Raw genomic sequence first — 13,549 nt, 5'->3', positions numbered from 1 at the left:
GTTTTGTCCCCACAGAGATCCTACAATACCAGATGACAGGTGGATTCTACGGGGCACTCGCAGCCTCTGCAAGCGTCTTCGTAGCGATTCTCACCGCACTTCTCGTAAACGATTACGTCCGCATCAAAGCCGATCGGCGTCAATTGAAACATCGACTGAATCGGCTAGAAAGTGAGTTAGGCGGTCTCAAGAAAGAACGAGATAACCATCAGGCAATCGTCAGCGAAATTCAGGAAGAGTGGGAAGAGGACTTCCGAAATTCCGCCGAAAAACACGTCGAGGAGTTTATAGAATCTCACGTCGGTACGGACTTCGCCAAACCAATTGAGAATTTGACGTTGGAAGAAGTGTACTGGGAACTCGCCCGGTACCACGGTTTTGAAACGACTGAGGAGATGGAGGGAAATGCCCTTACCCCCCACCATAAGAATGTACTCAAGGAGGAGTTGGAAGAGATCAAGCAGACGATCGCTTATCATTTCATCAAGAATTTTGCAGAGGACTATCGTGGACGGGGCTGGGAGTGGGAAGAGGAAGAGAGGTCCCTCAAAGAGGTTTTTGACCAAGATGAGTTGCTTGACGAAACCGAGATTGAGGATGTCGAGGAGGGCGAGACAGACATTCCGGATTCAGCAATTGAAGTCCGCTCAGAGGTACCAGATGATCCGCTTGATTTGGAGGAATTCGTTGAGAAGTACGAGGACGAGCATGATTTGGAGGAATTAGACTGGCGCTCTAAAGAATTACTTCGCTATCACTATGACGATATTGTCGATACTCGGCCGATGGAGTCGTTTCAAGACATGTTTGGCAACTTCAGCGATTTCGGATCTTTAGATAGTACTCTTGCTGGACTGGAATCGATCGGGTCAATTCCATCCGACGCCGAGATTGCCGTTTCCGGGATGCAAAGCATTAGCGAACGCCGCCAACACGATGAGGCCCAAAACAAAGTGATTCAATTGAACTCCCGTATCGGTGCATTGGAGGACGAGAAGGAATCAGTCAAAAGCGATCTTCAACGGCTGGATCCGTCGGATTTGAAGGACGCACTCGTGGCGAATGTGCTGACTATCGTGTTCTCGGTCGTTGTGCCGATGATAGCATACCTCCTGACTGTGGTTGGTTTCTCACTCGGTGGTCCCGCTTGGTTCTCTACTATCGAAGTGTTTGCTGTGTTCGGGATCTGGCTATTGGGTTTAGTGGTTGTGTTTGAATGGATTTATGCACGGATTCGAAGCCAAGATCCGAAAATGAACCTCCTGTATAACTGGGCAATCCGCTGAGTATCACCAATCACATCGGATACCAAGACGAAACAAAAATGAGATTGAAATTCTCAGACAGTGATTGTGCTGGGTACCGTCTCTGGCCTTCTCCGCCGACTATGAGACATCGATTGCCTACCCTGGCCAATTCAATGGAAACTGATTCTGCCGTTATCCCAGATGACGAAACCAGTCAGTTAGCTACTCTCGATCAGTGTCTGGTCTGCAAGAGCGTAGACTAAGCAAAGACTATATGGGTTCGATTGATACGTCACACTATCATAATGACCCGGAAGCAAGTCGGTCGCAACACCGGGAATTCAGGCCGGATCAACGTCTCCGGGTCTGAATTGGAAAAACTCGGCTTGGACATCGGCGACGACGTCGAAGTGGATGTCGCCGACGCCAAGGAAGTCGCACACGCACTAATCGACAGCAAGGAGTCCGACGAGTTTCTCATCGTCACCCCAGCTTAAGACATGCAAACGGCACTTACCTACCGGACGAACCGCGACCTGTTCTCCAACTACTACCTCGACGAGCACCTCCCCGAAACCGAAGAATGGGACGAGGTCAGTGAAAAGGAACTTCGAGAGGCGTACGATGACATCATGGACCTCTGGGAGCGCGAGAAGAATACGGCTCCCAAGCGAAACGAGTCCCAGCTCGAAGAGAAGTTCATCCGGCCGATGTTCCGGAAACTGGGCATTCCTTTCGAGGTCGAGGAGAGCACGAGTCGGACCCAGCGCCGACCGGACTACGGATTCTTCGAAACCGAGGAGGCTGCACGAGACGCGTTCGAACGCCGTGAAGAAGGCGGTGACTTCTACGAAAATTCCGTCGCCGTCGCCGACGCGAAACGATGGGGTCGGCCACTCGACACGCGTGGGAGTGGTGAACACGAGCGTGACTTCGAAAACCCGAGTTACCAGATCCACGTCTACCTCCAGGAGACTCCCGCCCGCTGGGCCGTCCTGACTGACGGGAAGAAGTGGCGGCTCTACTACGGGCCGACGAGTCATCGGCTCGACTCCTACTACGAAGTTGATCTCCCGACGATTCTGGAGAACGGCGGTCTTGAGGACTTCAAGTACTTTTACCTCTTCTTCCGGCACGAAGCGTTCCTCGAAGACGCCAGCGGCGACTGTTTCCTCGACGACGTCTACGGCGAATCTAACGTCTTCGCCCAGGAGTTAGGAGAGGACCTCCAGGACAACATCTACGAAGCGATCAAGATCCTCTCGGAAGGGTTCCTCCAGTTCCCGGAAAACGATCTCGACGAGGACGATCTCGGGCTGATTCACGACTCGTCGCTCATCTACCTGTATCGGCTGATCTTCGTCCTGTACGCCGAAGCGGAGGGTCGTGAGTTGCTCGACACGAGCAACGAGATTTACGAGCAGTCCTACAGTCTGAATAACCTCAAGCAAGAGGTTGCCGAGGAGATCGACAGCGGGAACCCCTCGTACCGTGACTGGCAGGACGATCTGTGGGACCAACTGGACGAGCTGTTCATGCTCATCGACCAGGGGAGCAAGTCGCGCGGCATCCCGGAAGATGACCTCTACATTCCGGCGTACAACGGCGGGCTGTTCCGAACAAATCCGGACGAAGACGACAGTCCTGAGGCCCAGTTCCTCGCCGAACACAAAGCCGGTGACGCCTACCTGGCAAAGGTGGTCGAACTCCTAACGCGAAGCAAGAACGGCAACGGTGGCGGGAAGATTTTCGTCGATTACTCCTCGCTCGACGTCCGCCACCTCGGGAGCATCTATGAGGGGCTGCTGGAGTATCAGCTGAACGTTGCCGACGAACCGCTGGCGCTCAACGACGGCGAGTATGTGATTCCCGATGAAGGCGACGAAATCGTGGTCGAAGCGGGAGAAGTGTATCTCACGACGGGCAGCGGAGAGCGGAAGGCAACGGGATCGTACTACACGCCCGAGTACGTCGTCCAATACATCGTTGAGGAGACACTCGGACCGCTCGTCGAAGACATCCGGATGGATCTCGCCGGGCGAAGCGCCTACGACGAAGGTGGATTCGCCGCAGAGTTCGCCGACCGGGTGTTCGAACTGAAAATTCTCGACCCGGCGATGGGGAGTGGACACTTCCTCACAAGCGCGATTGACTACTTGGCCCGCGAGATCATCGACGCCCAGGAGAAGCAGGCCGCACAGCAGGGTATTGAGACGGTCAATCAGGAGCACGACATCAACTGGGCCCGCCGACAGGTCGCCCAGCGTTGTATCTACGGTGTGGACCTGAATCCTCTCGCTGTCGAGTTGGCGAAGGTGTCGCTGTGGCTGCGGACGCTCGCCGCTGAACAGCCGCTTGCGTTCCTTGACCACCACCTGAAGACTGGGAACTCACTTGTTGGGAGTGACATCGAGGAAATCGAGGAACTGGAGTCAGAAGGTGGTGGCGACGGTCAGAACGCGTCGCTCGCAGATTTCGGTGTGGCCCGGAAGGGGACGATTGAGCAGTTGATGCGGATCTACGAGGACTTCATCGCCATCGAGAACCAGGAACTCGCAGACGTCAAGGAGATGGAGTCCAAGTATGATGAAATCGAACGGAACCAACTTCGCCAGCGCTTAGAAGCGATGGCGAATGTTCGAACCGCGCGAGATTTCGGTTTAGATCATGCTCCTGAAGACATCTTCGAGGATATGGCTGCAGCTCTAGAGGATGATGCAGAGTGGGAAGAAATTGCTTCTGAAGAGTGGTTTGAAGACGCACAAACGTGGGCAGAGGATCAAGACTATTTCCACTGGAAGTTGGAGTTCCCAGAGGTGTTCTACACCGCCGATGGTGACTCGAAAGCAGAGGAAGGATTTGACGCTGTAATTGGCAACCCTCCGTATATTATTTTCCAGATGCTTTCTGACGATATCCGCGACTATTACCGTTCGAATTTTGTGACTTTTGAAATGAAGGGTGACGTGTACGTTCTATTCTTGGAGTTGGCCTCTGACCTCCTCCGTGAACACGGTCATACTGGATATATCATTCAAAACAAATTTACTAAAGCCAAATACGGATCGTCGATCCGGAATTATCTATCCTCGCAAGAAACTGTTCGTGAGATAATTGATTTCCATGATTCTCCGGTGTTTGATATCACGGCCTATCCGATGATCCTGCTTCGGCAGAAAGTACCACCGGGTGAAGATCATAAGTTCACATGGAGGGACATTCGAGAGTCAGAGAAGAAGCAAATTGAAATAGAACTATCCGAGAGTGAAGCAGGATGGACGATCACACAATCTGATCTGAAATCAGATGTTTGGCACCCGTTCGTTTCTGACGATGTTGTTACTGCTAATACTATTCCAATTGAGGAATTCGCTGATCAAATCGGACAGGGAGCAATTCCAGGGAACACTGAGGTCTACATCGTCGATGACGAAACTGTTGAAGAAAATGATCTTGAGCGGGAGTATATTGAACAAGTTCTCAGAGGTGGCGACGTCAACCAGTTCATTATGGAATCTCCCCAGAACCTATCTCAACTAATCTATCCGTACGATGTAGTTGATGGGGAACCAGAGTTGGCTACACCGGAACAGATTCCGAATATCCTCTCGTATCTTGAGAAGTTCAAATCTGACTTAGTTGAACGGAAAAACTATGGTAAGAAGCTTGTAGATCAGGGATACGAGTGGTATGAACTTCGGTATGAAGCACCGGGCATGCTTAATGAGAAGATTGTTTTCCCGGACATCTCACCTGAGAACCGATTCGCCTATGACCAAAATGGTGAATTCGCATGTCTTGATACGGTCTACTATCTTGTTCGTGGCGATTCTCTCACTACATACGATAGTCGATATCTGACTGCAATTCTCAACAGTGCGCTATTGGATTATCTCTTTGACCGCATGTCACCGAAGGTTCGGGGTGGATACCGAAGGTACAAAACACAGTATGTAGAGAGTCTGCCTGTACCTGCCGTTGATTTCACTGCTCGGCGTCATATTAACGATAACGCCGACGTCTTGATCCAGAAAATTTGTAAAGATGTGTCGGTCGGGAATATGTCTGTGAAAGAAGCATTTGAAGAACTCTATTCATTGGGAGAACAAAAAGTAATTCTTCATGATACGCTTTGTTCAATCTCTGATTTGATATCTGATATTAAACATCAGAGGCGAAGTTACAATCTTGAACTCATGGACTACTTAGGATCGTATAATGATGGTGAGAAACTTGAGGAGTTCTCTGGATACCAACCAGCATCTGGTGTCTCAGAATCACTTCTTTCGGAAACTACTGAAACGAAGGATAATCTTAGATTTGGTGATGTTCGAGTGGCAGAAGAAGGTCATAAAGTTGTGATTGAGGCTTCTGCACGGTATAAGCCTGAGAATCCTGAAGAATTTGAGACTGACCGATGGGGGTACACGGAAACAGAATACAATCCTGTAATCGAATTTGTCGGAGTTGACGAGCTTGAAACAGCGCTATTGGTAGAGTTTGTAGAATACGCAACTGAGGAGGGAGATGGGTTTGCTGGTTTCCGTGACACGGCAACCAAACGGAATTCCTTGGTGGACCGGTTAGAAGATCTCGTACTCCCCGACATATATGATATAGAGTCTGGGTTAGAAACATATCTCAAAAAGAAGCGGGAAGTTAGCGAACTTGATGATGAGTACAACCGTCTGTATGACTTCCTGAATAGACTAGTCTACGAGTTGTATGAGCTGGATGAAGACAAAATCAGGATGGTAGAAAGTACCCGATGAATGCGGATAAACGATAATGACCGGTTTTGAGGTTGGCGACCACGTCAAGTTCGCCGGTGGGCAGGGCGAAATCACGAAAATCGAAGAACGCCCGAACGGAGGCCAACTCCTTCACGTCTATACCACAGAGGGTCAACTTCGCAAACTGCCGAGTGGTCTACCCCATATCAAACGAATCGAATCTATCGTTGACCGGCTCGCAGCCCGGCAAATCGATTCGCCCATCCACCACGACCTTAGGGAGCGGGCGACTCGACTCGACCTCGCGTACCGGTACGATCGTTTCCTCTCGCTGACGAACAACCGCATCGAAATCGAACCGTATCAGGTTCAGGCAGCCTACGAGATTCTGAACTCGTACGACCATCGGTATCTGATCGGCGACGAGGTCGGCCTCGGGAAGACCATCGAGGCCGGTATCGTTATCGAGGAACTCATCGCGCGCGGTCGTGCCCAGAGGGTACTCATTGTCGCACCAGCGCCACTTACGGTGCAATGGCAAGAAGAGATGCGCGAGAAGTTCGACCGCAACTTCGTCATTTATGACCGTGAGACTGTAGAAAACCACCGTCAGTCCCATCCAAACCAGAACGTCTGGGAGCAAGAGGACCTCATCATTACCTCAATCGATTTCGCTAAGCAAACGAACGACGATCCTGAGTCGGACAGGGTCTCGGTTCGTGATGCTCTTGATAACCTCAATGCATCTTGGGACGTCGCCGTCTTTGACGAGGCGCACCACTTGACTGCTCGCAGGGGAAGCGACGATTCCATTGACCGCACCCAGCGGTACACTGTCGGTGAAGCGGTCGCCGAAAACTCCGACGCGCTCCTGTTGATGACTGGAACGCCTCACAAGGGGAAGTCTGACCAGTTCTACTTCCTCGTGAATCTGCTCGATCCATATCGCTTCAACCACGAATCACAGATCAATCCCGACGCACTGGATGACCTAATGATTCGCCGGTTGAAGGATGATATGTATGAGACCGACGGGACGCGCATGTTCCCCGAGAAGAACATCGAAGCACTTGGTGTGGACATGTCACCGGCTGAGCGCAAGCTCTACGACGACGTTACTGAGTACATCCGTGAGTACTACAACCTCGCTCAACAGGAGGAGAACCAAGCCGCGGGGTTCACGATGGTCATTTATCAGAAGCGGCTGGTCTCCAGTATCTACGCGATTCAGAAGTCTCTGGAGAACCGAATGCGCGCCATCCAGAACGACGCTGTTGCCGAGGATCTCCCCGACGACGTTCAGGAGCTGATTCCCCGGTATAGCACCGAACCCGAGACATTGACCGACACCGAGCGTGAGCGCGTCGAAGAGGCTCTAGAAACGGTCACGGTCACGCTGAATCGATCGCAAATGCAGGAAGAGCTTGACCGGGTGAAGCAACTCTGGCAGCAGGCCAAGAGCATCCAGACTGATTCGAAAGCCCAGTTACTGAAGCAATTTATCGATCGTATCCTGTCCAGCGATCCTGAGGAGAAAATACTCATTTTCACCGAGTACACGGACACGCTTGAATACCTTCGAGACAGAGTGTTCGACGACCACGATATCGCCCAGGTCTATGGAGACTTAGACCAAGATCGACGGCGGGAGGAAATGGAGAAGTTCGAGAATGAGGCTAACCTGATGCTCGCCACTGACGCAGCACAAGAGGGTCTCAACCTCCAGTTCGCCCACATTATGGTCAACTATGACCTCCCGTGGAACCCGATCCGCATCGATCAACGAATGGGCCGCCTTCACCGCTACGGGCAGGAACGAACCGTAGAGATCCGGAACCTGTTCTTCAAGAACACCCGGGAGAGTGAAATTCTGAATCTGCTGGTTGAGAAGACGAACCAGATAGAATCTGACCTGGGAATGCGTTCCGACGTCCTCGGTCGTGTTCTAGAAGACGTCGATCTCGATGACACCATTATGGCCGCCATCGCGGAGAACCGACCAACCGACGAAGTTGTGGGAGATATCGAGGAGACGATCGAGGAGCGTAAGGAAGCCCTTCAAACGGTTGAGAACGAGTTCCTGATCCGCGACCGATTCGATCTCTCCGACGAAGACGAAGAGATCCTTGAGGTCATCGAACGCAGCCAACATGGCGACGTCAGCGAAGATGACATCGAGGTATTGGTTCGGGAGTTCTTCAACGAGTTCGACGGTAACATCCGTGGTGTCCGTCCAGGCCCTGCTCGCTCAGGCGGTGACGTCTTCCAACTTGACGTACCAGATGTACTCTCTGGTGATCAGGTCAGTAGTCAGTATGACCGCGCAACGTTCACCCGCGAAGTGGCGATGGAACAAGATGACATCGAATTCATTGCCCTTGATCACCCCCTTGTTCAATCACTCATCGAATTCTGCCTTGACTCGACCCGTATTCAGGGACGAGTCGCTGTCAAAGTCGCAAAAGATGGTGAGCCTGGACCCGGTGTTCTATTTAACTACCGTCTTGGGTACGTGTCCGGTGCCGGTGAAGCGGTAACTGAGAAGCTGGTCTCATTGTATGTTACTTCAGATGGGGATGTTTCGACGACCAAGCCAGAGATCGTTGACACCCTCCCTCCAGGGGAAGTCTCCGCCGATAAAACGTTGGATCAGCTGGCGTCAATGGTATCGGACTTACATGGGATTGCCGAAATGGAGGCGTGGGAGCAGGTCGAGTCGTTTGCTGAGGAGGCGAGAGAGGAACGGGAACGCGAGATGGAAATCAAGAGACAACATGCTGAACGTCACTTCGAAGAGGAGATCAGCGAGTGGGAAGAGCGGTTAGAGACATACGAACAGCAGGATGAGCGAGGAAAGGATATGTCGGCACCGATCGGGAACGCGAAACGCCAGTTGGAGTCCCTTCGACATGAGCGTAACGAAGAATTAGCTCGGTTAGAGGAAGAGAAGCACGTAACACCCGAAGAACCCGAACTGGTGACAGCGGCACTGATACTGGACTTGCCATCCCAGAACCGATGAGTGTCACAATTGCGAACGTTGTTGGGTCGGGCGACCTCCACGTGGAGTTGGATTTGGCGGCACTCGAAGAAGATCTGTCCACACCGTACCTTGAGTATGATCCATCCAATTACCATGGTCTGTACGTCCGTCTCGAAGAGGGAGGACCTCTAATTACGGTATACCGGAGCGGAAAGTATATCATCAGTGGGTCTTCGAGTTATGAAGAACTCGACGTGACAAATGAAGGATTGCTGGCAAATATGTGCGATTTGGGGATACTTGCGCAAGGATGTGATACTGGATTTGGAGTCCAGAACGTCGTGTGTACTGCCACTCTCGGTGAAGAACTGAACCTGAACGCACTATCGATTGGGCTCGGCTTGGAGTCTACCGAATACGAACCCGAACAGTTTCCGGGTCTCATTTATCGACCGCCGGAGGTCGGTGCAGTACTTCTTGTCTTCGCTAATGGAAAGGTAGTGATTACAGGAGCCCAGGATGTGGATATCGCTGAGAAAGCTTTTGGCCATCTCCGATCCCGAGTAAAGGAGTTGGTTTAACCTGAAGGGACGAGTGCTCCAACACTACATCCTGTAAGGCATTGTAATCTCATACTATTAACAACTAAGTGAAGTCATGACCAACCCTGGGCTATGGAAACCGAGCTACGGTCTCTCTCCTCTAAGGTCGATTCTGGGGAAATCAGAACGCATGATGAGATTCGACGAGAGTTTCTGAACATTGTTCAGAAATACTTGGAAGAGAACTATGGTATACTCGCCCACGTCAAACTCGAACGAGACATCGGGGAAGGATTCTACGACGCAGCGATCGGCAATCTTTATTTCGAAATAAAAACTCCAGACGAAGGGTTCGAGGCCGGTATTGAAGATTCAAAGGAGTACATCGAGGATGAACCGGAGCCGCCCGAATTCTTTACGACTGAAGGGATTCTCGGAGCACACATCAACAGCAGTGCCGAAGTTGTCGCTCGTGATTCGCTTCCCGAATTAGTCCCTCGACTACGGACACTTCTCGATACGGCGATAACTGAGCCTACTGCCGAAGACATCGTTAACGCGTTCGGCCCGCAGTCAGAACGAGTGCAGACATTCATCGAGGAGTTGTGGGAAATACTCCAAGACCACCGTGAAATTCCCCGCGTGGAAAGCGCATTCGATACGTGGCGGGATATATACGCCGAATCAGCAAACCTCAACTCGGAAGCACGTGAAGCGGTCCAGGATCAGGCTGAAAAGTTCGGTATTGATATCGACACGGAAGAAGAGACGTACGAATTCTTATTCGCCGTTCAGACGTATTTCGCAATTTTCCTGAAGTTATTCGCAACGCGGTTGAGTGGTGAGTACGACAGTACTGAAGACCGCATCGAAATGGGCGCGTGGCCAGAGTCCTATCGAAGACTCAGTGTCGAAGCCGACCTTGTCGAACATGACCTGTTTGACTGGATTCTCGACCCCGCCCGAGAATCCGCAGACGCGAGCCGACGGATCGAAGACATCGTTATTCGTCTTGCCAGCTCGGTGGATTTGATCAACCCTGACGAAGTAGACCAAGACATTCTCCGAGACCTGTACCAAGGATCGTTCGACTCCTCGACGCGAACGGCAATGGGAGAGTTCTACACGTCCGACGATCTTGTCGGTGAAGTCCTCAATGATGTCGGGTACGATGGTTCAGACATCCTTGACGAAGCGCCATTACTCGATCCAACGTGCGGTTCCGGAACGTTCCTATTTCACGCCATCCGCAGGTACATCGACGAGGCAGAAGCAATCGGTCGTACTGGCCCGCAGATTGTCGATGGTGTTACTGAGAATATCAGCGGAATTGACTTACACCCATTCGCAGTGGCGATGGCGCGAACGAATTACCTGCTCGCGCTCGGTGAATACGCCACGTACGTTGACGACGTACCGGTATACTGGACAGATTCTCTCGCACCTGCGGCACAGCGAACGATCAGCGGGCAGAAAGTAACGGTCTCGACCCTCGGTTCCGTTGACGTTCCAGACCCGGATGATGTCGGCCATCAAGAAGTATTCAACAAAATGGAGAATGCACTGGCAGCCGGGTGGACCGAAAATCGTTATTTGAGCGAGTTCGACGATCGAGATCGACAGCGGTACGAGAATACGTTGAAACGCGTCTACGCGTTCTTCACCGAGGAAATCCACAACGGTATGTGGGTGCCGGCATTCCGTGACGTTGCTGCAGTCCATGAGCTAAAGGATAACTGTGAATTCCTTGTCGGAAATCCTCCGTGGGTCCGGCGGAATAACGTCGAAGAAGGCCTTCGTGAACGGTTAGAAGAGGACTTCGAGTATTACAGCGAACCGTGGCGACCCGACTTGGACAAGAAGCGGAACCCGCCCTCGCCTGAGGATTATGCTATCGCGTTCGTTGAAGCCGGGTTCGAATTCCTCAGCGAAGGTGGTCAACTCGGATTCGTGATTACAGCGAGTCTTGCGCGGGCAATGTATGCCGGGAAGGCTCGGCAGGATATTGTCAAGAACCGGAATCTAAAAACGATCACCGATTATACGCTCTCGTCAAACGATTTCTTCCCAGAAGCAGATAACAAACCGTTGATTGTCGCCGTAGGGAACGAGGACCCGGAGGGAATGACGGACGTGGGGCTCTACAACCGCGAGGACGACCTTCTGACGTGGGAAATCGACCCAGACGAACTGTTCCTTGAGACAGATGATCCACGGTCACCGTGGATTCTCGCACCGCCGAACGTTGTGTCCGGGATTCGAACGATGGCCGGTTCCGGGAGCCGTGCCGGTGACCGTTACACCCCGACGTCTGGTGTGAAGACAGCAGCGAATTACGTGTTCTTTGTCGATGAAGTTGAACCGACAGAAGATCCGGACGAAGTACTCGTGACCACGCAAGATGATGTAACGACGCGCATCGAGAAAGAGATTCTCCGTCCGCTCGTCCGCGGGAAGAACATCGACGAGTGGTGGTTCGACTATGACTCGTTCATCATGTGGTTGTACGATGATGATGGCAATGTCCTAACCGAACTCCCGTACCGTGTGGCCGATCATATCGCATCGTACGAGAACGACCTTCGAAACCGAAGTGACTACCTCGTGACGAACCAGATGGATGACGGTAAACCGTACTGGGTCTTCGGGAACGTCAACTCTGGGAAACTTGATGCGAAGGTCGCTTGGCAGGATATTGCGACGACGGTTGAGTCGGCGTATCTCCCATCGACAGTGGATGTTGAACTTGATTCAGACGTCGAGATGGGTGAGCGTGAATTAGTACCGACTACGACGCTACAGTTCTTCGAGGAGATGGATGACGACGTAGCGAAGCGATTGACTGGCGTGTTGAATTCGACGCCAGCCCGCGCGTACGTCGGGAGTTACGCGACACGAACCGGTGGCCGATATTGCCACCACAAGGCATGGACTGTCGGTATCCTGCCGGTTCCCACTGAGGTGTTCGACGGAAATCCTGAGCGAGTGACTGAACTGACTGAACAGCTATACGATCGTGAGGGGGACAGCGAACTGACCGAAGAGTTAAATTCCGAGATTGCCGACCTTTACGGTCTGTCCAATGAGGAAATGGATGCGATGGAAGACTTCATAGAGTTCTTTTTAGCGGGTTAGCCAGAGTCCGTAACCAATTCCCGGTTCTGGAGATTAACGTCAGCCATGTGACCATCTAGCCGCCGTACACGGTACGTGAGCCGATCTGATTCTTGGCCGCACTTCGCGTTCAACTCATCCCCGAGCACGTTCACGACTTCGCAGTGCTCCCCGTGGAGGTGGCTGTCCGGGTCAGATGCACCGAGATACACTCGCACCACGTTACCCGGTGTGTACAGGTTCGAAGAGGGTTGAGGGATATCCTCCACGTTAGGGTGGAATGGACCGATCGGTTTGTAGGATTATGGAATTCCAGAGACACAAGTGAGTTATGAGTGCAGGCGATGATGCGGTTGGCCTTGTTATCGGGCTGTTCTTGTCGGGGAAATCGTAAAACAGACATTCAAACCTGAATTGGCTACGTGACTATGTGTTTCCCTGTTGACCGGTAAGTGATTTTCCTATTTTATACAGGGATCAAGGAGGACAACCTGTTTGCGAAACGAAAGGCTGCTCAAACAGCCGAACCCGCGTCTTTGAGCCCGACCCCGTAGGTTCACACGGCGATTTCAGCAGTGGCTTTGATGTATGCACACCAATGTATGCACTACCCAGACGAACGTGCATAGGAGTCAACCGAGTACGAGCTCGAACAGTTCCCCGGCCTCATCTGTCGCCATCGGATGTTAGCGCAGTTCTTCTGGTATTCGCAAATGGGAACGTCGTGATCACTGGAGTCAAAGAATTGGACATCGCTGAGGCTGTCTTCGATCATCTTCGTTCAAAGTTCGGAAACTGGTCTAATCGGCTAGCGGCTGTACCATACACCACATCTCAACTGAACGTGCCTGTGATATGCTCTCGAAGCATTTCTTCACGCATCTGCACGAACTCGGGGAAGTTTTCCAGCTCGTACAGACGCTCATCCCT

General features: G+C 52.0%; 6 protein-coding genes. All 6 read left to right on the top strand.

The annotated features are described in order from the left end of the window. Positions 1-32: 32 nt before the first annotated feature. The 6 genes from QA600_RS21505 to QA600_RS21480 all read left to right on the top strand — a co-directional run bounded on the left by QA600_RS21505 (position 33) and on the right by QA600_RS21480 (position 12,640). On the top strand, positions 33-1,286 hold the full coding sequence (locus QA600_RS21505; protein WP_278293986.1) for a hypothetical protein: 1,254 nt from the start codon (positions 33-35) through the stop codon (positions 1,284-1,286). A 266-nt stretch (positions 1,287-1,552) separates the two neighbouring features. Then, entirely contained in the window at positions 1,553-1,744 is a 192-nt protein-coding gene (locus QA600_RS21500) for a hypothetical protein (RefSeq protein WP_278293985.1), read from the top strand. A gap of 3 nt (positions 1,745-1,747) precedes the next feature. Continuing rightward, positions 1,748-6,019 carry a TaqI-like C-terminal specificity domain-containing protein gene (locus QA600_RS21495; protein ID WP_278293984.1) on the top strand — a complete coding sequence of 1,424 codons (4,272 nt, stop codon included), beginning with the start codon at positions 1,748-1,750 and terminating at the stop codon, positions 6,017-6,019. Between the two features lie 16 nt (positions 6,020-6,035). Beyond that, positions 6,036-9,002 (top strand): helicase-related protein, encoded by a 2,967-nt coding sequence (locus QA600_RS21490; RefSeq protein ID WP_278293983.1) that lies wholly within the window; start codon positions 6,036-6,038, stop codon positions 9,000-9,002. Next, positions 8,999-9,544: a TATA-box-binding protein gene (locus tag QA600_RS21485; protein WP_278293982.1), complete on the top strand. Its 546-nt coding sequence runs from the start codon at positions 8,999-9,001 to the stop codon at positions 9,542-9,544. Before QA600_RS21490 ends, QA600_RS21485 begins: the two co-directional genes overlap by 4 nt. Before the next feature lie 93 nt (positions 9,545-9,637). Beyond that, complete coding sequence (locus QA600_RS21480; RefSeq protein WP_278293981.1) at positions 9,638-12,640, top strand: N-6 DNA methylase; 3,003 nt, start codon at positions 9,638-9,640, stop codon at positions 12,638-12,640. Positions 12,641-13,549: the final 909 nt, after the last annotated feature.

Source organism: Natronococcus sp. A-GB1 (assembly GCF_029688845.1).
Lineage (GTDB): Archaea > Halobacteriota > Halobacteria > Halobacteriales > Natrialbaceae > Natronococcus.
This window is presented reverse-complemented; position numbering and strand designations above follow the sequence as displayed.